Below are 24,250 nucleotides of genomic sequence, written 5' to 3'. Positions count from 1 at the left end.
GGTCGGGTTCTTATTTTGTTATCGTATCAAGTATCTGAAAATCAATTGCCATAGTGGGCAATCGTTTTGTATTAAAAAAGAGCAAGTATCGTGATGGTACTTGCTCTTTTTTGATGTTGATTCTTATGCTGCGGGAGCTACCTCGGCACCCACCTCCGGAGCAGGGGCGCTGGGAGTGGACGTGCTGGGAGAAGAAGCACCAGGAGAAGAAGTACTGGGTGCAGGAGCCTGCGTTACTACAGGTTCGCTGGTGACAGTGGGGATCGAGGGAGGTTCATTAGAAACTGAACCAGAGTTCAAACCGCTGTTGTCATTGTCATGGCTATTATCCAAAGAAGGCAACTTTGTAGGTTCGGGAACATATTCCACGGAGGGTGCGGGTGTTGCTGTAGTTTCCGGTAAATCTTCTTCGGTGGGTTTCGGAGTGTTCTTCGGTTCCACCTCTTTGAATTTTTCGTGCAATGCTTTGGAACAGGTGGTAGTAGGTGCTGCTCCGTCACGGAAGCTTCTGGTTACCGTGGTGCCTTGGTCAATACAGTACTGACAGGGTAATTTATTCGAAACGGAACATACCCGAATAGAGGAAGTGGACGGGGGAATATAAGTGGGTGTTTTGGTTGCATAGTCACGCTTGGGAGCGTCTTCCATAATTTCGTCCATAACCGCTTTCCAGCCTTTTAATGCGGGGTTGTAGGAGTAGGAAGTGGGTTTAGGTGTATCATAACCGTACCATACTGCCGCCACATAGTTGGGAGTGTAGCCAACAAACCATCTGTCTTTATCGCCGTCGGTAGAACCGGTTTTACCGCCTACTTTTACGCCGGAAATACGCGCTGCAGTACCGGTACCATTGTTCACAACGGAAATCAGCATCTGATGCATATATTGGGCAGTGGTTTCTTTCATAATGGCGGTAGATTCGGGATTTGCTTTTACCACAGTTCTGCCGTGATGGTCTAAAATTTCCAAAACAGTGGTAGGCTCGGTGTAAATACCGTTATTAGCAAATGCTGCATAGGCTGCGGTCATATCCATAACGTTGACACCGTCGGTGATACCACCAAGCGCCAGAGCCGGGTTTTTGTCTGCTTCCACAATACTGTCGATATGGAATTTGTTACGTAGGAAATTGTAGGATTCTTCGTAACCTAAGTCTTCAATAATCTGCACGGGAATGGTGTTAACGGATAATTCCACCGCTCTTTGCACGGACATAGTGCCGTAATAACCGCTGTAATAGTTTTTCGGAGAATATCCGGATAATTTTTTATCCACCATTTGGGTGTTGGGAGTAATTAATCCTGCTTCCAGTGCCGGTGCATACACGGCAAGAGGTTTCATACAAGAACCGGGCTGACGATAAGTATCCACGGCACGGTTTAGGGTGTAAGAGCCTTCGCGTTCGCCGATACCGCCGGTGAGACCTTTTACATAACCGGTCTGCGGATCCATTACAACGATGGCGCTTTGCGGCATTACTTCTTTCTGAGATTCTCCGAATGCCTTATAGGAGCTGTAGGTATCGTCAATGGCATCCTGCACGTTGGGATCTACGGTGGAGATAATCTGATAACCGCCGGAGTATACACGTTTTTTAGCGACTGCTTCGGTGATGCCTTGTTCTTCCATTAAGAGGCGGATAGCATCTTTGATAACTACTTCACCCATATAGGTCTGTTTAATATTGTTTTTCTCATGTTGTTCTTCGGGATCTGCAAATACCAGTTCTTCTGCTTCGGCTTCATCATATTCTGCCTGGGTGATTTTGCCGGTTTCCAGCATTTTCTTTAACACGAGTTCCTGTTTTTCTTTATTTTTATCAGGATTTACAAAGGGGTCATATCTGGAGGGGAACTGAGTAATCCCTGCAATGGAAGCACATTCTGCCAAAGAAAGGTCTGACACGTCTTTATCAAAATACAACTCGGCAGCGGTTTGCACACCGTTTACACCCTGTGCCAGATAGATGGTGTTCATATAAAGCTCCAGGATTTGTTCTTTGCTCAAGTCCTGCTCCAGCTGATACGCCAACCAGATTTCTTCAATTTTTCTGCGGGGGGTAAGGTCTTTATTATTGGTGACGTTTTTGACGAGCTGCTGAGTAATGGTACTACCACCCTGAGCTCCGGAACCTTTTCTTGCATAATCGATGATCGCTTTGGTGGTACGCTTCAAGTCAAACCCGGTGTGGGAGAAGAAACGTTCATCTTCGATGGAAACAAAAGCATCCTTCATATACTGAGGGACTTCGGTGTAATCCACCCAATCACGGTTCTGGGTTGCATCAATTTCTTCGAACAGATGTTTGTCGCCATCTTCATCCAGATAGTAGATGGAGCTGTTCAAATCGATTCGCAGGTTTTCCACGTCAATCGGCTCGGTGGTGGCAAAGATATACCACAGGATACCGAGAACAAGCAGTATTACCAGAGGAACCGTAATCAGAATGGTACTCCAGATGATTTTCCAGAAGGTTCTCCAAAAGCCTTTTTTCTTTTTGGCCTTCTTGTTTGTTTTTGCTTTTGCCAAGCGATCACCTCATTTATTTTTTCGTTATCTTCCGGTTGTAATCAATATTGCATTTCGGACATGAATGAACAGACTACGTCTGTTTCCATTCCACAGTATACCACAGACTTTCAGAGAATTCAAGTGAAAACCCATTATTTTTCTGTTTCATCTTTGTTACAGTTCGACATTTTTTTGTAAAAAAAGTTCCATAAATTCCCGATTTCTTTAAAAAATTTTAAAAAAATCAAAAAAATTCAGAAATTCTTCTAAAAAAAAGGAAATTTTAACTTTGTGTCGAATGTTATTATTGAAGGAACCTGAAAGGCTGAAAAAGCTTCGCCGATCGGGGAAGAAAGGAGAGTGGTGCCGTTTGTACTTTGAAGAAGAGTTTTTGAATGAAGTCAAGGAGAAAAATGACATCGTGGATGTTATTTCTTCCTACGTGAACCTAAGACGCAGCGGCAGCCGATATCTGGGGCTTTGCCCTTTTCATTCGGAAAAAACGCCCTCCTTTTTTGTGAATCCTGCCATGCAGCTGTATCATTGTTTCGGATGCGGCGCAGGAGGAACGGTGATTCATTTCATTGAACATATTGAAAATCTGGATTTTGTGGAAGCGGTAAAATTTCTGGCACAGCGTGCAGGAATTCCTCTTCCCGATGAAAAAGATGAACTCAGTGATTACAGCCGTTTAAAACGGAATATTCGCGAAATGAATAAAATTGCCGGAAGAGCGTTTTTTCGTTGCTTAAACAGCGAAGCGGGACGGGTTGGGCTAACTTATTTTCGTTCCCGTGGGCTTTCGGACGATACGATTAAAACATTTGGCTTAGGCTTTGCACCGAACGAATGGAATTTTATGTATCGCACTTTAAAACAACATGGCTTTTCGGATGACGATATTGTAAAAAGCGGTCTGTGCTTAGAGAAAAACGGAAGAATCTTTGACTTCTTTCGGAATCGGGTAATCTTTCCGGTTATGGATTTAAGAGGCAACGTGATTGCATTTGGCGGAAGAGTGCTGGATGAGAGTAAGCCAAAATATCTGAACACTGTGGAAAATCCCATTTTTTCCAAGCGGCAGAATCTGTTTAACTTAAATTATGCCAAAAACGCATCGGAAGATTATATCATTTTAGCGGAAGGATATATGGATGTGATTACCATGTATCAGGCAGGCTTTCGGAATGCGGTGGCGGCATTGGGAACGGCCTTCGGGTCTGACCATTCCAGATTGCTCAAGCGATTTACTGACCGCGTAATTGTTTCCTTTGACAGTGACGGTGCGGGGCAGAAAGCGCTGCAGCGTTCTTTAGAAACATTCAAAAAAGACGGTCTTCGGGTTCGTATCTTAAAAATCCCCGGCGAAAAAGACCCGGACGATCTGATTCGCAAAGAGGGTCCCGAAGCTTTTGCCGAAGCGATACGGAATTCTATGGGAGAAGTGGAATATGAGCTTTCCCGCATTTACCCCAAGGGTGGTTTTGGTGACGAAGAAGAACGGCTTGAGTTTACCAAAAAAGCAATCGGTATTTTAAAAGAAATTTCCAGCCGGCTGGAGCTGGAAGTCTATGCTAAAAAAGTGGCGGAAATTACAAAAATCAGTTATGACTCTATCATTGCTCAGGTCAAGCAAGCCAGGAAGCATAGAAAGCTGGAATCCACCGTGAGTGAAGCTGAAATTGCTTTTTTGCGGAAAAAGAGCGTTTCTCAATCGTTAATCAAGCTGATTGTGGAAAATCCGTCATATTTTCCGAAAATTCGGGAAAAAATCAAGGCAGAGTATTTTAAAGAAGAAATACACCGAAAAATTTATCAGTGTTTTTGCGAACTTGCGGATGCTTCCCATAAACCGGATGTCACTATGATTTTGGAGCAACTCTCACGGGAAGATGCAAAAGAAGCCAGTGAAATCTTTATGGAAAAAGAACCGTTTTTGGATTTTCACATTTACTTGGATTCTTTACTCCAAAAAATTGAAAACGAAGCAGAAACGTTGACCTTCTCCGATGACGATCGGGACGATATGTTAAGACTACTGGAATATACCAAGAAACTAAAGCAAAGAAACGATAAGAATGAAAAGAAGGATTCTTAGGAAAGAGGTACAAAATGTCTGAAATTACAGAGAATAAAAAGCAAGTCATCAAAGAGTTGATTGAATTTGCGAAAAAACAGGGAAAAATCACTTTAAATGAATTAAATGTCCGTTTGGACCAGATTGACGTTTCGGTAAATGATATTGAAAAAATTTACGAACGTCTGGAAAAAATGGGCGTGGAAATTGTGGGCGACGAAGATTTTGAAGATGCGGTGGATATGGAGTTTCCTGATGAAACCGAGATGAACATTGTCTTAAACGCTGAAGGCATTTCCATTGATGACCCTGTGAGAATGTATTTGAAGGAAATCGGGAAAGTGCCTCTGCTGCACACGGAAGACGAGCTGAAACTGGCAGAGCGGATGTCGGAGGGCGATGAAGAAGCAGAACGTCAGCTGGCAGAAGCAAACCTGCGTCTGGTAGTAAGTATTGCAAAGCGTTATGTAGGCCGAGGAATGCTGTTTTTGGATTTGATTCAGGAAGGGAACTTAGGGCTTATCAAAGCAGTGGAAAAATTTGATTACCGCAAAGGTTACAAATTCTCTACTTATGCAACCTGGTGGATCCGTCAGTCTATCACCAGAGCAATTGCAGACCAGGCAAGAACCATCCGTATCCCTGTTCATATGGTGGAAACGATTAACAAACTCTTAAGAGTGACCCGTCAGTTACTGCAGGAATTAGGCAGAGAACCTACCCATGATGAACTGGCAAAAGCACTGGGTACCACCGTGGAACGTGTGCGTGAAATTCAGAAAATTGCGCAGGACCCCGTATCTTTGGAAACTCCCATCGGAGAAGAAGAAGACAGCCATCTGGGTGACTTTATTCAGGATGAATCCGCACCTGCACCTGCAGATTCTGCAACTTATATGTTACTGAGAGAACAGTTAACTTCCGTGCTTGACACCTTAACCCCCAGAGAATCCCGTGTATTGAAGCTCCGTTTCGGTTTAGATGACGGCAGAATGAGAACCTTAGAAGAAGTTGGGAAAGAATTTAACGTAACCCGTGAAAGAATCCGTCAGATTGAAGCGAAAGCGTTAAGAAAATTACGCCATCCTTCCAGAAGTAAAAAACTCAAAGATTATCTTGATTAAAAACTCATAAGACAGATATTGTCCGAAAAAGCCTGTTAGAAAACAGGCTTTTTTGTTTTTTTAGGATCCTTAGTATCATCTTTCGGAATATTACATAAATTGGAAGGAAGGAGGGGACACTATGGGGAAGGTTGCACTCAGACGAAAGTTTGGCCATATGGGATACCGATTTCAAAAACATCACGGTATGGGTATTTTTTTTGTGTTGCTGATTCCGATTTGTTTATTCGGGGTGTGGTCTTGGTATACCGATGTATTCTCTCCTGTGTTAAAAGATTTGTGCGAATCAAAGGCAAATCGGATTGGTCAGGAAACGGTACACCGTTCGGTATCAGAACTACTGGAGCAAGAAGAATACCTGGGGAGTAACTTCCTTCGTGTGGAAAAAAATGAAGAAGGGAATCCCACCTTGGTGTTGCCTGATACTGCTGTGATGAATCGTTTTCGTTCTCAGCTTGCACTGTTGGTTTCCGCTCGGCTTCACGAAACAAAAAATGCGGTGATTTCCATTCCCTTCGGCAATTTAACGGGGATTGAGTTTTTTTCCAATCGAGGGCCTCATCTGCAGTTGGACGCCTATCCGTATGGGGAAGTGTTTGTTGAGATTTTCAGTCATTTTTCCGATGCGGGAGTGAATCAGACCCGTCATTGTATGACAATCAAGGTGACATTGGATATTGCATTTATGCTGCCGGGGCAACGTTCTTACCCAACTAAAGTGGTTACCATGGTTCCCTTAAGTGAAACCGTGGTGGTGGGTTCAGTTCCCAACAGCTATACCAATCTGGAAAGCGATGGGGAAAATGTAAAAGATGACTTGCTAAACTTAATTGATGATTAGTTTTTTTGGTTATTTTTTGAGAAAATGAAACATTGCAGTTTGAAACCCCGAAAAAACTTTCTAAAACCTTACTTTTTTTGAATATTTTTTTGAAAAATCCGTTGCAAAACAAGCAAGTGTGTGCTACAATATAAAATAGGTAAAAACTATCAACCCGAAAGGATTCTGACTAAGTTATGAATATTACGTTAGATGCCGTAATCAATGCTCTGATTACGGTGCTTACACTGACAATTGCTCTTTTGCCTCACGAAATCGCCCATGGTTACACGGCTTACCTGATGGGAGACCGCACGGCAAAAAATCTGGGGAGATTAAGCTTAAATCCCTTCAAGCATATTAACCCTGTGTATGCAGGTTGGATTTTGTTGGGAGTTTTTGTGGGGAAACTGATTCCCACGGTTGCTCAGCTTTCCAATATTTTGATGTGGGTTGGGTTTATTCTGTTGTTAAAACCTGTTCCCATCAATCCCGGCAATTTCCGTGATCCTAAAAAAGGAATGGCAATTACTGCCCTGATGGGGCCGGTAACCAATCTGGTGATTGCCTTTCTTTCTATGCTTCTCTTTTATATTTCCATCATTGGTATGGAGTGGGGCGTGTTCAATGACAGTCTGATTGCGGTTAACGGCAGTCGATATGTTATGGAATTTTTCGGCGGATTGGCATATTACAGCATTACGCTTGCGGTGTTCAACTTAATTCCCGTTCCGCCGTTGGACGGTTCTCGTGTGCTGTTTGCATTTTTGCCCAGTAAATACTATTTTAAAGTGATGCAGTATGAACGTTATGTTATGATTGTGTTTTTAGTAATGGTATATAGCGGTGCATTTGATATTCTGTTAAGTAATGGCGTAAATAATGTGATTGATGCTTTTCAAAAGGTTTGCCAACCAATCATTGAGCCGCTTTCAAATCTGATTTTAGGATTGTAGGATACCGTCTTATGATAGAGTTAAAACTAGAGCAGTTTGAAGGGCCGATGGACCTTCTTTTGCATCTGATTCGTACCAATAAAATTGATATTTATGATATTCCCATTTTTACTTTGACCGAGCAGTATATTGCTTATCTGCGGGAGATGGAGAAGCTGGATATGGAGATTGCCTCCGAATTTATCGTGATGGCATCAGAGCTTCTTTATATCAAATCCAAAATGCTTTTGCCAAAACCTCCTCAGGAGGATACCGAGGAAGAGGAAGACCCCAGAAAAGAGCTGATGCAGAAACTTTTGGATTATCAGCAGTATAAGGAGCTTTCCAGCTACTTAAAAGAAAGAGAACCGCTGGGGGCATACACCTTTACCAAACAAACGGAGAAAATCAAGGGGCTAATCCGCTATACCAAGCTGGATTTACCCAAAGATAAACTCATTGGTGCTCTGGAAGAAATGGTGATGCGGATTGAAACCAAATTGCCTCCCGATAAAGGTGTTTTTTCAGGGATTATTGAGCGGGAAGTGGTGTCGGTTACCTTAATGTCGGACAAGCTTCTTTTAACCGTGAAGCAGGCAAAAAAAATTGAGTTGGTGGAAGCGTTTACAAAAATTTGTTCCACCAGAGCACAGGTTGCGGCAACTTTTATGGGCTTACTTGATTTGCTCAAAGAAAATCGGATTCTTTTGGAATTTTTTAAGGATGATTTTATTTTAAGTTACAAAGAATAGGAATACACTATGAAAAAAGAAGAATTGTTCGGGATTTTAGAAAGCATTTTGTTTGCTTTGGGAAGTCCTGCAGAATTTTCCAGACTGGAAGATGCGCTGGAGATGACTCACGATGAAATAGTAGACCTGGCGACTGATTTTATGAAGGATTTTAATAAAAAATCCCGTGGTATGAAAGTGATTCGTCTGGAAAACTCCATTCAGATGGTGTCTCGCAGTGAACATCATCCATACATTGCGAAAATGCTGGAAACCAGAGCACAAAGGGGACTGAGCCAGTCTTCTTTGGAAACGCTTTCCATTATTGCCTATAATCAGCCCGTGACCAAAGCTATGGTTGACGCGGTGCGCGGGGTAGACAGTTATAATTCCATTGTTCGACTGTTGGAAAGAGAGCTCATTGAGCAACGCGGCAGAATGGATGCTCCGGGTCGACCGATGTTATACGGTACCACCAGTGAATTTTTGCGGGTGTTCGGGATGGAAAGTCTGGACGAGCTTCCAAAATTGGAATTAAAATTATTGCAAAATATCAACCATACCGATAACCTGACCTTTTCAGATATTGTGTCTGAGGAGGGAAATCAAGAAGAAAAACCTGAGGAGGCGATGGTATAATGGGAACATTTGGAATGGTATTATTGATGATCCTCGGAGTGATTTTGATTTTGACGGCACTGGTGCTGTTTTGTCCGTTTCTGGTGTTGTTTTCCGTCAGCGATGAGGAATTGATTTTAAAAATTAAGGTGCTTGGAATTTCCCTTCGGATTCCCTTAGGACAAAAAGAGGACTCCGAAGACGAAGACCGGCAGGCAAAAGCCAAAAGAACAGCCAAAGATGAAAAAGATTCTGCACTGAAAAAGTTTTTGGAAATGCGAAATACCTTTACCCGTATCCGGGCAGGGCTTGGGAAAGCGTTGGCTTATCTTTCCAAAAAAATCACCATCAAACAGTTGGGTGTGATGGGGAAATTCGGTTTAGGTGATGCCGCTGTAACCGGCGTAAGCTACGGAATGGTAGAAGCTTTTACCGGTGTGGTAACCGGCTTTTTACAGCAATTTTTTGAATTTGAAAAACCTGTTTATCACAAATTGGATATGGACTACGATAATGTGGTTTTTCAGTTGCAGTTTGCGATGCAAATAGAAACAAAGCCCTGGTATCTGGTAAGAGGGGCGCTTATCTTCTATAAACACTGGAAACAATCATAAAAGGAGGTATGTGTTATGGCACATCCAATTGAAAGTCTTATGGACTCTGTTTTAAAAAACATTAAAACCATGGTGGACGTGAATACCATCATCGGAGAACCTATCCACGCTGATGAGGGCGTGGTGATTATTCCTGTGTCCCGTGTTTCCTATGGGTTCGGAACCGGCGGTTCCAACTTTGGCGGAAAAACCGATATCCCTGTGGAAAACCAGTCTTTTGGCGGAGGAGCAGGTGGCGGAATTTCCATTTCTCCCATCGCGTTTTTAGTCGTGTCCAACGGAAACGTAAGAATGATTACCGTAAGTCAGGCAAGTCCTTTGGATAAACTGATTGATTTAGCTCCTGATATGATTGATAAGGTGCTCAAAAAATTCGGCTCCAAACAAGACGAAAATGAGGATGACGACAGCGTGATCCGCATTGAGGATGACGAAATCATCGTGGAATAATTTTTCCATTTTCCGCATAGTTGTTACAAAGCAGAACTATGTGGAGGGGAATCTATGAGATTACGCGGCATTTTTGTGATCAGCTTATTGGTGATATGTTGTTCTCATATCAATGGGTTTTCGTATTCTGCCAAGGCAGTGTGCCTGTTGGATATGAAAACGGGAGAAATGGTATACGGATACAATGAGCATGCCCGTATGCGACCGGCTTCCATTACCAAAATTGTTACGGCAATCACGGCTCTGGAGCTGGGAAAGCCGGAAGATATGGTAACGGTGGATGCTACTGCCGCAGGCACTGAGGGTTCCAGCATGTATTTAAAGGCAGGAGAGCAAATCAGTTTGGAACATCTTTTGTACGGCTTGATGCTCCATTCGGGAAATGATGCGGCAAATGCCATTGCCTGTCATTTTGGCTATGAGAAATTTGTGGAGAAAATGAACGAAGTGGCACTTCGTGTGGGTGCCGTTGACACTCATTTTGAAAATCCGTCCGGTCTGGATGGAGATGACCATATGGTTACTGCCTACGATATGGCAAAAATCACCGCGTATGCCATGGAAAATCCTGTATTTTTAAAAATTGCAGGCACCAAAGAAAAAAAGTTGGTGTCACCGGACGGAAACGTCCGTTACTTAAAAAATCATAATAAGCTGTTGTGGCAGTATGAAAATACCGTGGGCGGAAAAACCGGTTTCACCAAAAAGGCGGGTCGAACCTTGGTTTCCTGTGCCACAGATGGAGAAAAGACATACATCTGCGTCACGTTAAATGCGCCTGATGACTGGAATGACCATATCGGTCTGTATCAAAGCTATTTGAAGCCACCTCAAAAAGAGGGAGAGTGACGCCAAAGGTGATACCAAAAAGCGCAGGCGATACCAAAAGCGTAGGCGATACCAAAAAAAGGAGAACATAGCAAGTGAGAATTCAGAAATATATTGCCGATGCAGGAATTTGCTCCCGAAGAAAAGCGGAAGAGCTGATTGTAAAAGGCGAGGTTAAGGTAAACGGTCAGGTGCTTTCAGAGCTTGGCTACCAGATGCAGGAAGGAGACCGGGTGGAAGTTTCGGGACAAGAAATTTCCGCTATGGAAAAAAAGGTTTATTACTTGCTCAATAAGCCTAAAGGTTATGTAACCACCGTAAAAGACCAGTTTGACCGTCCCTGCGTGTTGGATTTAATCGGCGACGAAGTGAAAGAAAGAATTTATCCTGCAGGAAGACTGGACTACAACACTGAAGGGCTTTTAATTCTTTCTAATGATGGTGAATTTGTAAACACCGTAACTCATCCGAAAAATCAGATTCAAAAAAAATATATTGCCGTAGTGAATGGCACCGTTTCGGAAGACAATATCAAAAAACTGCAGCGAGGAGTGATGGTTGATAAGAAAAAAACCGCTCCTGCAGAGGTGTTTTTATCCGAAATTTTTAAAGATAAATGTGTGGTGGAAGTCACCATATCGGAAGGGCGTAACCGTCAGGTGAGAAAAATGTTTGAGGCGGTTGGTCATCATGTGATTGACTTAAAAAGAGTGAAGATTGGTCCCATTGAGCTTGGCTCACTAAAGACCGGTCGTATTCGTAAATTAAATCCCAATGAAGTGCAGGCGCTCTTAAGTGCCGCAGGAAAATAGAAAAAGGAGATATAGCAATTATGACAGCATTCGAACAGTATAACAAATGGTTAAACTTCCCCGAATTGGATGCTTCCTTAAAAGCAGAACTTTTGGGAATTCAAGGGAATGATGAAGAAATCAAAGAACGTTTCTCCACTTCTTTGGAATTTGGAACAGGCGGACTTCGCGGAATTATTCGTGCAGGTACCAACGGTATGAATGTGTACACCGTGTGTCAGGCAACCCAAGGGTTAGCCAATCTGATTGTGAAAAACGGCAAAGAAGCGATGGACAAGGGTGTTGCCATTGGATATGATTCCCGTCATTTTTCCGATACTTTTGCAAAAGAATCTGCAATGGTTTTAGTGGCAAACGGCATTAAAGTGTACTTATTCCCGTCACTTCGTCCCACTCCTATGCTGTCTTTTGCCATTCGTGAAATGAATACCACCGCAGGGATTGTGATTACCGCATCTCATAATCCCGCAAAATACAACGGTTATAAAGCATACTGGTCTGATGGCGGACAGCTTCCTCCCGAAGAAGCAGATGTGGTATATCAGGAAATGAAGCAGGTAGATATCTTCAGTGGCGTGAAAAAAATGCCTTTTGACGATGCTATGGCACAAGGCCTGATTGAATGGATGCCTGAATCTGTGGATGAGGCATACTACAAAGCGGTTATGAATTTATCCGTGAACCCCGATGCTTTAAAAGACACTGATTTAAAAGTGGTATATACTCCGTTCCACGGCTCCGGTAACATCCCTGTAAGAGAAGTGTTAGGCCGTATGGGACTTAAAAACCTCACCGTGGTGAAAGAGCAGGAATTGCCCGACGGTGCATTCCCCACCGTGAAATCTCCCAACCCCGAAGAATCCGACGGGTTTAAAATTGCATTGGAATATGCAAAAAAAGAAGATGCAGATATTATCATCGGTACTGACCCTGATTCTGACCGTGTGGGAGTTTTATTAAAAACTGCGGATGAAGATTACGAAATTTTAAATGGGAATCAGATTGGTGTTCTGATTGTAAATTATATTCTGGACGGTTTGAAGAAACAAAATAAGCTGCCTCAAAACGGAGCGGTAATCAAAACCATCGTAACCACCAATATGATTTATGAATTCCAAAAAGATTATCCCATTGAAGTGATTAACGTGTATACCGGCTTTAAATTTATCGGTGAACAGATTAAAATTTTTGAAGAAACCGGTAAACATACTTATTTATTCGGTTTTGAAGAAAGCTTCGGATTTTTATCCGGTACACACGCAAGAGATAAGGATGCCGTAAATGCTTGTATGTTGTTGTGCGAAGCGGCGGCATATTATAAAAAACAGGGCAAAACCCTAAAAGATGTGCAGATCGACCTTTATGAAAAATACGGCTACTATCGGGAAGGTTTGGTTTCCATTACTCATGAAGGTATGGCAGGCATAGAAAAAATCAAGAGCTTAATGGCAGGTCTTCGTGCCAATGTGCCCACCGAGTTTGCAGGAGTGAAAACTGTGTTGGCAAATGATTACAGCGTGGCAACCACCAAAAATCTGCTGACAGGAGAAGAAACTGCCTTGGCATTCCCTCCTTCCAACGTGTTAAGCTATGAATTAGAAGACGGCACCCTGATTTCCTTCCGTCCCTCCGGCACGGAACCCAAAATCAAGGCATATATTATGACCAAGGGCAAGACCGAAGCAGAAGCTTTGGAAAAACGTGCAGCATTTGATACCGCAATCAGAGAAGTGCTGAAATAAACGGTTTGAAAAACAGCGCATAATCTGTGAATCTCACCGCTCGGCGTACAGCACGTACGCCTTCGGGCTTGTCAAGGCGTTGCCTTGATTCGATTTCCAAATTCTGCATCTGTTTTTCTGCACCTTACAAAAAAAGATATGGTGAAAACGCCTCGAAATGAATCAGTTCCATCGCTTTTATGCCCTCTCAGTCAGCTTTGCTGACAGCTCTCCCCGAGCGGGAGAGCCTTGTACCTCGCCTTTTGAGAGTAGAGAGAATCATAAAATGATGATAGTAAAAAACACCGTAGAAATTGAATTTCTACGGTGTTTTTGTTATGCAAATCTTTTATGATGGGGTAGGGCTTGACGACCTCGGCACGCCGTTTATTTCATAACGGTACAGCGAGTGGTGAGATTTATAAATTCTGCGCGGTTTTTCAAGTCTATTTAAGAGTGACAAAGCCGTAACTTTCCAAAATAGAAATATATTTTGCCAATCTTGGATAAAGGGGCTCTGCCTTTTCGCCAAACTGCTCTTTTACGGCATCACCCATATCGAAAATGGCAGTTTTTCCGTCAATCAATTTCCAGATAAAGCTTCCCAATTCATCCAAGTGGATATAGGAGACTTTTGGCTTACGAAAGATTTTTTGGGCGATACGGTTCATCACTCCCGTGTTTTCTATCGCCAAGGTAACGATGCCGTCATCGTTCACCTTGTAGGTGAGGTTTTCGCTCATTACGGGGATTTTATCCAAATAGTTTTCGTTGATTGTTTGTTTTTTCATATTATTTCTGAGCGGATTTCTGTCTCTTTAATGAGAACACAAATACCAATGCAATGATTACTGCAAATACCAAAACGCTTAATACCTGAGACACGGTTGCAGGCAGGTTCAGCATTACACCAACATCGATGAATTTATCCCAACCGAAGATTGCAACAACTGCCAACAAAATTCCTGCTAAGCCTTCCCCGGCAATCATACCGGAGCAGTACAGGATACCGTTGTTTACAGCGATTTCTTTAGCTTTTTCGTCTTTTTTGGATTTTTCCACTACCCAGCGGATGATACCGCCCACCATAATACAAGCGTTTAGGTGAACAGGCAGATACATACCGATGGCAAAGGGTAATACGGGGATTTTGATGATTTCAATAATGATAGCAACAATCGCGCCAATTGCAACTAAGTTCCAGGGTAGTTCTGCACTCATAACGCCTTCGGTAATCATTTGCATCAAGGTTGCCTGAGGTGCGGGCAGTTCTTTGGAACCAAAGCCCCAAGCAGTGTTTAACAGATACAAGGTTCCGCCGATTGCCAGTGCGGATGCCACAACCCCTAAGATTTCACCAATCTGCTGTTTTTTGGGGGTGGAACCTAAGAGATAACCGGTTTTTAAGTCCTGAGAGGTGTCACCGGAGATTGCTGCAACAATACAGATAATAGAACCGATTGCAATGGCAGCGGTCATACCGGAAGCACCGGATTCACCGGTAGCTTTTAAGATTAACGTGGAAAACAACAACGTTGCAATTGCCATACCGGATACGGGGTTGTTGGAGCTTCCAACCAGACCTACCATACGGGAGGATACTGCTGCAAAGAAGAAGCCGAATACTACCACGATAATGGCACCGATTAAGGATACGGGGATTGCGGGAACCAACCATACCGCTAAGGTTAAAGCTGCAATTACAATCAGCACTGCAGACATGGGCAGGTCCTGCTCGGTACGAATTTTATTGATGGTACCTTTTTCGCTTAAGCTTGCCATAGAATCACGGAAGGTACGAACAATTAAGGGCAGGGATTTTATCAGGCTGATAATACCGCCTGCTGCTAAGGCACCGGCACCGATATAGCGGATGTAAGAACTCCAGATTGCGGATGCGCCGCCTTCTGCAAACATTTCACCAATGGTTTGTCCTGCAGAAGGATACATCACAATACTCTGGCCAAAGGTGACAATTAAGGGAATCAATACTACCCAGCTTAATAAACCACCTGCAAACATATAAGAAGAAATTTTGGGACCGCAAATGTAACCAACGCTTAATACTGCGGGGTAAATCTGAGTACCGATTTCTCCGGCAAATCCTTTGATTTTTAATGCTACTTCACCGGGAACTGCTTTTAATCCGTCAATCACGAATTTAAACAGAGCGGCCAGTCCCATTCCTGCAAACACGGAAGAGGCATTGGAGCCGCCTTCTTCCCCTGCCAAAAGTACTTCCGCACAAGCGGTTCCTTCCGGATAGGGGAGCACACCGTGTTCCTTTACGATTAAGGCATTTCTTAAAGGAATCATAAAGAAGACACCCAGTAAGCCGCCTATCATAGCGATTAAGGTGATTTCTAAAATACCGGGTTGCGTGTCAATCACGCCCTGGGAATACCAGATAAACAGAGCAGGTAAGGTGAAGATAGCACCTGCTGCCACGGATTCTCCTGCAGAACCGATGGTCTGCACAATGTTGCTTTCCAAAATGGAGTTTTTGCGCAACAAAATGCGGATAATTCCCATAGAAATTACGGCTGCGGGAATGGATGCAGACACGGTCATCCCCACACGAAGACCTAAGTAAGCATTCGCTGCACCGAAGATAATTGCCAAAAGCACCCCGATGATAATTGAGGTGACAGTCAGTTCAGGGGTTACCCGATCAGCCGGAATGTAAGGTTTGAATTGTTTGTTTTGTTCCATAAATCGTCTCCAATCTGCCGTCGCTGTACGGCGGTCATTTTTTGAAAAATAAAGGCGAATTTTCACAAAATACAGTATACTGGATAATATTGGATTTGTCAAGTGTTTAGAATGGGATTCTCTATATTTTTTCCTTGATTTTTCTATCTTATACGAAAATCAATAATAGTTTTTCTTCTTTCGTATGATAGGCATTTGTTTGGCTTCTGTAGCGTATCATAAAAATGATGGCAGACACAAAAAAGTGTCTGCCATTATGATATTACTTCACGATTTTCTTTCTGTTTTTATGTTTTCTTGATAAATTGGTGGCCGCATTTACGGCAGGTAATTTGGATTTTTCCTTTTCCTTTGGGAACGGATAATTCAGCTCTGCACTCGGGACATTTGAAATAGCATTTGAAATCTTTTTGTTCTTTGCGGACTGCTTTTTGTTCCCGACGAACGGTGTACTGTTCTTTTTTGACAGATAGTTTCTGATACCAGCTAACAACAGCGTCTTTCAGGTTATAATAAGCATACAGCTCCTTTTGGCGTGCCTTGTGATTTTTAGAAAGCGCACGAAACACCAGCCAGATTAACAGCAGAGAGCCAATTAACCGAAGAATGGCGGAGTGAAACAGCGTGCCTAACAGTGTGAACGCGCAGGACGCAATTAAAATCGGTGTGCAAAGACCGTCCATACCGTAACGTCCCTGCATAAATATTGAAATTTTATAAAGTAACCGACTGAAAAAGCCCATTTGATTTTACATCTCCTTTATCATATTATTTCCATTATATCCCACTTTTATGAAGATTGTGAGAATTTTTGAATTTTAAAAAATTCTTTGGAATGTTTTTTTCACAAGCAATTCCGAAAAATTTCACATTTTTTTCACAATGGGGTGGTAAACTATCCCTAGCATATGAGAAAGAAAGGTAGGTTTTTATGGAATTCGAAAAATACGAGAATCCCGAAAATATCGAAAATACCGAAAATACTGAAAATACTGAAGAAAACAAACCGTTTGAATCCACCTTCCGGACAGATTATTACCAGGAACCCGTGGTGAATCCGGAGGTATCAGCGGCAGCAAGCGAACCCGTTTATGAACCGTATGCAGAAGCGATTCCCAACCCGGGACAATCGAATGCTTATCAATATTTTTATCAGCCTGTACAAAGCGAAATTCCTCCCCAAAAACCGAAAGGAAACGGAGGAAAGGTGGCTTTGCGTGTTCTTTCTATTGTTTTAGCATTTGCCATTGGGGCAGGGGCTGCTACCTGGCTTTCCTTCCTGGCGCTCCCCCGATTGGTGGAGAAAGAGGTACAACAGCATCAAAAGGGGAATCCCAATGCCTATCTGGCACCGCCTAATCCGGCTATGACAGCAGAAGAAGCAGGGAATCCCAATCAGGCAGATAAACAACTGCTCAGCGTGGTGGAAATTTCCAGAAAAGTGGGCCCTGCTGTGGTTGGAATTGATACCACGGTGGAACGTCAGAACATTTTTGGTACCTCCGCTATGGGAAGCGGTTCCGGTTCCGGTATCATTTTATCGAATGACGGTTATATTGTGACCAATAATCACGTGATTGAAGGTGCCTCTACCATTAAAGTTACCTTAAGCGACGGCACACAATACGATGCCACCTTGGTGGGGGGCGATGCCAGAACCGATCTGGCAGTGATTAAAATTGAAGGGGAAGGGTTCCCTGCAGCAACCTTAGGAAATTCTTCTGAACTGCAGGTTGGTGAATTGGCTGTTGCTATCGGAAATCCGTTGGGAAATGAGCTGGCAGGCAGTGTGACCGGCGGATATATCAGCGCTTTGAACCGTTCTATTACCGTGGACGACAGAGAATTTAATCTGATTCAGACAGATGCTGCCATCAATCCCGGAAACTCCGGCGGTGCTTTGGTAAATAATTATGGTGAAGTAATCGGAATTAACTCGGTAAAAATGTCTGCTTCCGGCGTGGAAGGAATCGGTTTTGCCATTCCCATTGACGAAGCGAAACCCATTATTGATGCTTTGATTGAACACGGCTATGTAGCAGGACGTCCTGTAATTGGTATTGCCGGCAGAGATGTTACAGAGCAGGATTCTATTTATTATGATATTCCTGTGGGAATTTATGTTGTGGAAACCTCTCCTTATTCTGCTGCAGAACGTGCAGGTATTAAAACCGGGGACGTAATCACAGCGATTGACGGCGTGAAAATCACAACTGTGGATGAATTAAATACGGAAAAAGAAAAACATCAGGCAGGAGAAACTGTGGTATTAACTGTGATTCGTGGCACTGAAACCAAGCAAATTTCTTTAACACTTCAGGAAGATAAGCCTGTTATGGAAGCAAATTAATTATCTTGCAGATAGTAAAAGAACCCGAATGGTTGAACATTCGGGTTCTTTTTTTATGGAATTTTGATCTTAATAACCAATTTCTACCACGCGAAGAGTGATATCGAAAGCTCCATCGATGGAAAGAGTCATCACATCTCCTAAGGGGACGGATAAGGAACCTATGGTACCGTTTGCACGATTTACAACGGTTTTTTCGTCACAAGTTACGGTGAAGAAACCTTCTATCTGATTGTTGGCAACTGAGTTTACTTCGTCTAAGGTGACGGTGTATTTTTCTTCTCCAACGGTAACGGTTCCGTTAAAGGTGGGATTGGTCGGGTCTTCGGAAAAATCTAGTCCGATTAAACCGCTTGATTTTTCCCCGTCTAATTTAATTGCTTTTAAGCTATAGAAGGTGACAAGATCTGCTTTGGATACTTCTTCGGTTTCGGGAAGCATTGCCACCAGACGGTAGTCATATCCTTCGGTATGCAAAGAAAGTTTTCCATCATCTAAGAGGATGGTTCCTTTGATACCGAGATGTCTTGCATCACCGTTCATAGATACGTCAAAATATCCTGTAAAACCACTATCGGCTGTGGAGATTACTTCTGTCAAAACAATTTCGCAATCAATGTAGTCTGCTAGCCCACCGTTATTACAACGCATTTTTGCAGTAAAGGTGGCATTGGGTTCATCAGAATCCCAGGCGGCGGTGATTTCACCTTTAATGGCGTTCTCACGATATCCTGAAATCTGCAGAATTCGATCGAGGGTGTAAGTGTAATCATCAGGAGCAGGCTTTTTGGTGGGTGCAGGTGTGGCTGTAGGAGCCGGCGTTTGCTCAGGAGACGGTGTTGCAGTTGGAGTTTGTGTTGGTTGCGGTTTATCCATCAGATAAACACTGTTGGTCGCACCGTCCCAACTAACGTATTTGTCCAATGCTTCTCCCACCGCGCGAATGGGCAAATAGGTGGTTCCGTCCACAATAAAAGGTTCCACCGTGTTTCCCTCGATGTCTTTGGGATTGATTCTTTGGTCATTGACAAAAATTTTGATGTCGGAATAATGAGCTTCCAAAAGCTCAATTTTTCCTTTGGCATAGGCAGCGCCACCCGTCAACAGGGTACCGATTACAATGCCTGAAACCAGACTTTTGATGTTTTGTTTCATGTTGTTTTCCTCCTTTAAAACATCTTCTTGGTTTTGCCGTACATAAAAAAATGCGCAGCGTTTGGAACGCTACGCATGAAAAATGCACAGCTCCTTTTGCTGCGACACAAATTCATTCATCCTATTAAAGCATGCTGAAACAGAGCCTGCATTTTTACACAAAAAAGGTATAAAAATACACACTTTAACAGGAAAAATATATTGAATTTATGTCGCAAGTGTATTATAACACAGAAATTTTCATTTGTAAACAATTTTTTTCAATAAAAAACAGTTACCCTTTCGGATAACTGTTTTTTAAAATTTAGATGGGAGATTTTGATTGTTATTCTTGCCACTTACCAATTATTTGCATCGGTTGTTGTAATATATACTGTTCGTTCGTTTGCATCCCAAGATACGGTTGCATCGAATGCTTCCGATACTGCCCTTACGGGTACCAGGGTACGATTGTTTACCAGCACAGCAGGAGAATCCAATGAAATCATAGAACTATAATTGTTATCCGTTACAGATAAATAATCGCTGCCGATGGTAACAGTTACCACGATATTACCTTTGGTGGCTGTTACGGTTTGAGTAGACGCATCCCATTCCACGTCGGCACCTAAAGTTTCAAAGATTTTTCTCATGGGAACCATAGTTCTGTCGTTGATGATAACAGGAGGCTGATCAAATGCCAGATTTTCGCCATTTAATACAACTTTAACGCCGCTTAATTGGTCAAATAAGGATAAATCTGTGGCATCTTTAAAAACAATTTTCTGATATTGCGCTAAGGTATCCTGCATTTGTGCAAATGTGTGGGAAGCGGAATCTGTAATTGTGTCTGTGCCTACTATTTGATCGTTTTGAACTTCATATCTCACAACGTATTCAAGGTGGTATGTTCCCATGCCGCCGCCATGTGCAAGGAACCCGTTTCCATAGGGATATTCATAATAGTATTCATCACCGTAGGCGTCTACAGAGCCCGGTAAATAAATAACAGTTCCGTTTTTAAAGGTATATACATATAATTGAAAACCATATTCTGATTGCACAAGCAATTCCGGAGAATTATCTTTGTCGATATCATATAATGCATACGAATCTGTTGTTCCATGGTCCCAAAGAACGCTTTTGTATGCTGCTATCATTGCATCGTTTTGAGCATAAACCAAATTTGAAATGGGAAAAATGCTGCTCATAATAGCGAACATCAAAAATAAGCCTAAAAGTTTCTTCTTCATAAAATTCTTTCCTTTCCTTATTAGAATATGAAGTGAGGAACACTCATTGACAGAGTGTTTATTCCGTACTCATTATAGCATAATTATAATCTCTTGTAAACACTTTTCCATAGAAAAACAGTTGTCCAATCAGACAACTGTTTTTCTATAAACTAATTATATTTTCCTATAAACTAAGGTGCAGAGAAAAGGATGCAGAATTAAGAAATCGAATCAAAGCTCTGCTTTGACAGCGCCCGAAGCCGTACCGAGTGTACGGCGAGTGGTGAGATTGATTGATTCTGCGCCTTTTATCAAACCGTTATTAGTCCAAAATGCGAACGCGGATCACTCCATCAATCGCCTTCAATGCAGTTTCGGTATCTGCAGGAATATCACCGGCAACGTCTAACACCGTGCAAGCGTATTCCTTTTTGGAACGGTTCTGCAAATTATCAATATTCATCGATAATTTGGAGAATTCGCCGGAAATCTGAGAGAGCATTGCAGGAATGTTTTTGTGAAGCACTACCACACGTTTCTGATCGGGAATTCTGGGACAAATCATTTCGGGATAATTTACGGAATTTTTGATAATACCGTTTTCTAAGTAATCCTTCAGCTGAATGGCAGCCATATAAGCACAGTTTTCTTCGGATTCTTCGGTGGATGCACCTAAGTGGGGGAATGCAATCACGCCCGGATAGGTTGCAATATCACCGTCGGGGAAGTCAGTTACATAGCGACGAACTTTTCCGCTGGAGAGACCTGCTTTGATGCCATCATCTGCTACCAGACCTGCTCTGGAATAGTTTAAGATTACCACGCCCTGTTTCATCTGGCTGATGGTTTCATTGTTGATAAAGCCTTTGGTATCGGGAGTTAAGGGAACGTGAATGGTGATATAATCACAGTTTTCATAAATCTGTTTTAAATCAGTAGCGTGCACAACGTTTTTGGAGATTCTCCAAGCACCATCAATGGAAATAAAGGGGTCATAACCGATTACTTTCATTCCCAAATCCAGTGCAGTGTTTGCCACTTTAGCACCGATGGCACCTAAGCCGATAACACCCAGCGTTTTACCTGCAATTTCGCAGCCTGCAAACATACCTTTTCCTTTTTCTACGGCTTTTGCCACATCTTCGGTCAAGGTTTTTGCCCAGGCATTCCCGCCGATTAAGTCACGGGAGGACATTAAAAGACCTGCAATGACCAGTTCTTTTACTGCATTTGCATTGGCACCGGGAGTGTTGAACACCACGATCCCTTCGTCGGAACAACGGTCGATGGGAATGTTGTTTACCCCTGCACCTGCTCTTGCAATTGCGTGGAGTTCTTTACCAAACTCCATTTCGTGCATTGCTGCACTTCTTACTAAAATACCGGCTGCACCGCTTAAATCATCGCTGATTTCGTAAGCGGGTTTTAATTCGTTTAAGCCGATATCGGAAATTTTATTTAAAGTAGCGATTTTCATCACGTTTGCCACCTTTCTATTTGTTTTCTGCTTCGAATTTCTTCATAAAGTCAACCAGTGCCTGCACACCTTCCACAGGCATTGCATTATAGATACTTGCACGCATACCGCCAACACTTCTGTGACCTGCTAAGTTTACAAAGCCTGCTTCTTTTGCTTCCGCAATGAATTTTTTGTTCAGTTCATCGGAGGGAGAGAGGAAAGGCACGTTCATAATGGAACGGTCTTCTTTTACCACAGTGCCGGTGAAGAAATCGGAAGAATCTAAATAATCATACAAGATTTTTGCTTTTTTGTAGTTCAGCTCCTGAATTTTTTCCACGCCGCCCAAGTCTTTTAACCATTCCAGCACCAATTTACAGATGTAAATTGCATAGGTGGGGGGAGTGTTATACATAGAACCGGAATCCAGGTGAGTCTGGTAATTAAACATAATGGGGCAGATATCTTTGGCGTTACCGATTAAGTCTTTTCTGATAATCACAACCGTAAGACCTGCAGGACCAATGTTTTTCTGCGCACCTGCATAGAGCATACCGAATTTGGTAACGTCCAGTTTTTCGGATAAGATGCAGGAAGAAATATCTGCAATCAAGGGAACATCACCAACATCGGGCAGCTCATTAAACTTGGTGCCGTAGATGGTGTTGTTTAAGGTGATATGTACGAAATCCGCATCGGGACGGAACATGGATTTATCTAATTTGGGAATATAGGAAAAGGTTTTATCTGCAGAGGATGCCACTTGATAAGCGTCGCCGTAGTGTGCGCCTTCCTGATATGCTTTCTTTGCCCACTGACCGGTGATCACATAGTCCCCTTTGCCGTTTTTGTTCATTAAGTTCAAGGGAATCATGGCAAACTGTGAGGATGCGCCGCCCTGCAGGAATAAAACTGCATAGTCTTCAGGAATACCCATCAGCTCACGGAATAATTCTTCCGCACGGTCAATAATTGCCTGATAGTCTTTGGAACGGTGGCTCATTTCCATTACGGACATACCTGCACCGCCCATGTCCAGCATTTCATCTGCTGCTTTTTTTAACACTTCTTCAGGCAGGGCGGAGGGGCCTGCACTGAAATTATAAACTCTTTTCATAATGTCTGTCTCCCATCTCATATTTCTGTCTTTTAAAATTCCGGTGGATCGGGGCACCGGAAATGGATTGTTTCATTATCAACAATCGCATATAAGTATACCGATAACATTATACACCTTTTTTTTCAGGTTGTCAATTAAATTTCTTGGAATTTCTGTGTTTTTTTATCCTGAAAAAGTTGTCCGGAAGTCCTTGTTTGCGGAAATTCTTCGCTTTCATCAAATTGGGGAATGAAAAAACTTGAATCAAATCGGAAGAAAAAGATGAACTTGCAGATTTAAAACGTTTGGTGCATACTGAGTAAGACGGAAGCCGAAAAAGTCCCGGAAGTGGTAATCATAACGGTATTCCGAATCCCTGCTTTTCCCAAAAAAAGCAGGAAAACAAGCGAAAGGAAGGAATCGGAAAATGATTGATAATCCCAACGATTTGATTGGGGAAGAAATTCCCCAAGTTGTGACCAATCCTACAGAGAACGGGGAAAATATCCCCTTAATTCTCGGCAAATTCAAAGACTATTCCGAGCTGGAAAAAGCATATCGCGAAAGCGAGCGATTTATCTCCCAGACCAGAGAAGAATTAAAAGAGGCACGTGAACTCTTAAGGGAAGCCTCTGTCCCAAGCGAGGAAGCAGTTTTTCAGAGCGACCTGGAAGGCTTCTTACAAGAGCACGGCTTAGCTGATCGGGCATACGACTTTATCTCTTATCTGGAAGAAAATCCGGAATTGTTGTCTTTAGACCATCAGTCTGCTTTTATGATGGCAAAAAGGGCGCTGACCACATTGCCTCATGCCTACCGTGAATATGCAAACAGCTTGTCTCAGATGCCCCCGGCGTTAATATGCGGACAAGGCGGTGAGTTTTGTACCACTCCGGGCAAACAGCCGAAAACCTTTGAAGAAGCAGGCGAAATGTTTCTTCAGATGGTAAAAAACTAAGCGTAATAGCCGTTTCTTATTTGTCAGGTTAATATTTTCATAGGATTTTAAAACAAAAAGAA

General features: G+C 42.7%; 21 protein-coding genes. 13 read left to right on the top strand and 8 right to left on the bottom strand.

Going from position 1 to position 24,250, the window contains the following annotated elements; translation table 11 throughout:
• Positions 1-123: 123 nt before the first annotated feature.
• Positions 124-2,529, bottom strand: a complete 2,406-nt coding sequence (locus tag E7413_01820; protein ID MBE7018608.1) for a PBP1A family penicillin-binding protein — start codon at positions 2,527-2,529, stop codon at positions 124-126.
• A 271-nt stretch (positions 2,530-2,800) separates the two neighbouring features.
• Here E7413_01820 and E7413_01815 point away from each other — a divergent pair, with 271 nt between their 5' ends.
• The 11 genes from E7413_01815 to E7413_01765 all read left to right on the top strand — a co-directional run bounded on the left by E7413_01815 (position 2,801) and on the right by E7413_01765 (position 13,262).
• Positions 2,801-4,609 (top strand): DNA primase, encoded by a 1,809-nt coding sequence (locus tag E7413_01815; protein ID MBE7018607.1) that lies wholly within the window; start codon positions 2,801-2,803, stop codon positions 4,607-4,609.
• Positions 4,610-4,623: 14 nt separating this feature from the next.
• Positions 4,624-5,712, top strand: a complete 1,089-nt coding sequence (gene rpoD, locus E7413_01810) for an RNA polymerase sigma factor RpoD (protein ID MBE7018606.1) — start codon at positions 4,624-4,626, stop codon at positions 5,710-5,712.
• Between the two features lie 121 nt (positions 5,713-5,833).
• The gene (yunB, locus tag E7413_01805) at positions 5,834-6,553 is read left to right on the top strand and encodes a sporulation protein YunB (protein MBE7018605.1); all 720 of its coding nucleotides are present in this window, start codon (positions 5,834-5,836) and stop codon (positions 6,551-6,553) included.
• A gap of 176 nt (positions 6,554-6,729) precedes the next feature.
• Complete coding sequence (locus E7413_01800; protein MBE7018604.1) at positions 6,730-7,488, top strand: site-2 protease family protein; 759 nt, start codon at positions 6,730-6,732, stop codon at positions 7,486-7,488.
• Between the two features lie 11 nt (positions 7,489-7,499).
• A complete protein-coding gene (locus E7413_01795; protein MBE7018603.1) occupies positions 7,500-8,219 on the top strand; it encodes a segregation/condensation protein A in 720 nt (239 codons plus the stop codon).
• A gap of 9 nt (positions 8,220-8,228) precedes the next feature.
• The gene (scpB, locus tag E7413_01790) at positions 8,229-8,837 is read left to right on the top strand and encodes an SMC-Scp complex subunit ScpB (GenBank protein ID MBE7018602.1); all 609 of its coding nucleotides are present in this window, start codon (positions 8,229-8,231) and stop codon (positions 8,835-8,837) included.
• Positions 8,837-9,430 carry a DUF2953 domain-containing protein gene (locus E7413_01785; protein MBE7018601.1) on the top strand — a complete coding sequence of 198 codons (594 nt, stop codon included), beginning with the start codon at positions 8,837-8,839 and terminating at the stop codon, positions 9,428-9,430. Before scpB ends, E7413_01785 begins: the two co-directional genes overlap by 1 nt.
• Before the next feature lie 15 nt (positions 9,431-9,445).
• Entirely contained in the window at positions 9,446-9,880 is a 435-nt protein-coding gene (gene ytfJ, locus E7413_01780; protein MBE7018600.1) for a sporulation protein YtfJ, read from the top strand.
• Positions 9,881-9,934: 54 nt separating this feature from the next.
• Positions 9,935-10,729 carry a D-alanyl-D-alanine carboxypeptidase gene (locus tag E7413_01775; protein ID MBE7018599.1) on the top strand — a complete coding sequence of 265 codons (795 nt, stop codon included), beginning with the start codon at positions 9,935-9,937 and terminating at the stop codon, positions 10,727-10,729.
• Between the two features lie 74 nt (positions 10,730-10,803).
• Complete coding sequence (locus E7413_01770; GenBank protein ID MBE7018598.1) at positions 10,804-11,520, top strand: rRNA pseudouridine synthase; 717 nt, start codon at positions 10,804-10,806, stop codon at positions 11,518-11,520.
• Between the two features lie 20 nt (positions 11,521-11,540).
• Positions 11,541-13,262: a phospho-sugar mutase gene (locus E7413_01765; GenBank protein MBE7018597.1), complete on the top strand. Its 1,722-nt coding sequence runs from the start codon at positions 11,541-11,543 to the stop codon at positions 13,260-13,262.
• Between the two features lie 425 nt (positions 13,263-13,687).
• Here E7413_01765 and E7413_01760 read toward each other — a convergent pair whose 3' ends face one another.
• The 3 genes from E7413_01760 to E7413_01750 all read right to left on the bottom strand — a co-directional run bounded on the left by E7413_01760 (position 13,688) and on the right by E7413_01750 (position 16,696).
• A complete protein-coding gene (locus tag E7413_01760; GenBank protein ID MBE7018596.1) occupies positions 13,688-14,032 on the bottom strand; it encodes a PqqD family protein in 345 nt (114 codons plus the stop codon).
• A gap of 1 nt (position 14,033) precedes the next feature.
• Complete coding sequence (locus tag E7413_01755) at positions 14,034-15,953, bottom strand: oligopeptide transporter, OPT family (protein ID MBE7018595.1); 1,920 nt, start codon at positions 15,951-15,953, stop codon at positions 14,034-14,036.
• A gap of 287 nt (positions 15,954-16,240) precedes the next feature.
• Positions 16,241-16,696 carry a hypothetical protein gene (locus E7413_01750; protein ID MBE7018594.1) on the bottom strand — a complete coding sequence of 152 codons (456 nt, stop codon included), beginning with the start codon at positions 16,694-16,696 and terminating at the stop codon, positions 16,241-16,243.
• A gap of 188 nt (positions 16,697-16,884) precedes the next feature.
• Here E7413_01750 and E7413_01745 point away from each other — a divergent pair, with 188 nt between their 5' ends.
• Complete coding sequence (locus E7413_01745) at positions 16,885-18,303, top strand: PDZ domain-containing protein (GenBank protein ID MBE7018593.1); 1,419 nt, start codon at positions 16,885-16,887, stop codon at positions 18,301-18,303.
• 69 nt (positions 18,304-18,372) lie between these two features.
• Here E7413_01745 and E7413_01740 read toward each other — a convergent pair whose 3' ends face one another.
• The 4 genes from E7413_01740 to serC all read right to left on the bottom strand — a co-directional run bounded on the left by E7413_01740 (position 18,373) and on the right by serC (position 23,248).
• Positions 18,373-19,458, bottom strand: a complete 1,086-nt coding sequence (locus tag E7413_01740; GenBank protein MBE7018592.1) for a copper amine oxidase N-terminal domain-containing protein — start codon at positions 19,456-19,458, stop codon at positions 18,373-18,375.
• A 338-nt stretch (positions 19,459-19,796) separates the two neighbouring features.
• Positions 19,797-20,690 carry a copper amine oxidase N-terminal domain-containing protein gene (locus tag E7413_01735; GenBank protein MBE7018591.1) on the bottom strand — a complete coding sequence of 298 codons (894 nt, stop codon included), beginning with the start codon at positions 20,688-20,690 and terminating at the stop codon, positions 19,797-19,799.
• A gap of 304 nt (positions 20,691-20,994) precedes the next feature.
• Positions 20,995-22,149, bottom strand: a complete 1,155-nt coding sequence (locus E7413_01730; GenBank protein ID MBE7018590.1) for a 3-phosphoglycerate dehydrogenase — start codon at positions 22,147-22,149, stop codon at positions 20,995-20,997.
• Positions 22,150-22,165: 16 nt separating this feature from the next.
• The gene (serC, locus tag E7413_01725) at positions 22,166-23,248 is read right to left on the bottom strand and encodes a 3-phosphoserine/phosphohydroxythreonine transaminase (GenBank protein ID MBE7018589.1); all 1,083 of its coding nucleotides are present in this window, start codon (positions 23,246-23,248) and stop codon (positions 22,166-22,168) included.
• A gap of 409 nt (positions 23,249-23,657) precedes the next feature.
• Between serC and E7413_01720 the strand changes: the two genes are divergently transcribed.
• Complete coding sequence (locus E7413_01720) at positions 23,658-24,188, top strand: hypothetical protein (GenBank protein ID MBE7018588.1); 531 nt, start codon at positions 23,658-23,660, stop codon at positions 24,186-24,188.
• The last annotated feature ends 62 nt before the right edge of the window (positions 24,189-24,250 follow it).

Source organism: Oscillospiraceae bacterium, assembly GCA_015068645.1.
Taxonomy (GTDB): Bacteria; Bacillota; Clostridia; order UMGS1840; family UMGS1840; genus SIG452.
This window is presented reverse-complemented; position numbering and strand designations above follow the sequence as displayed.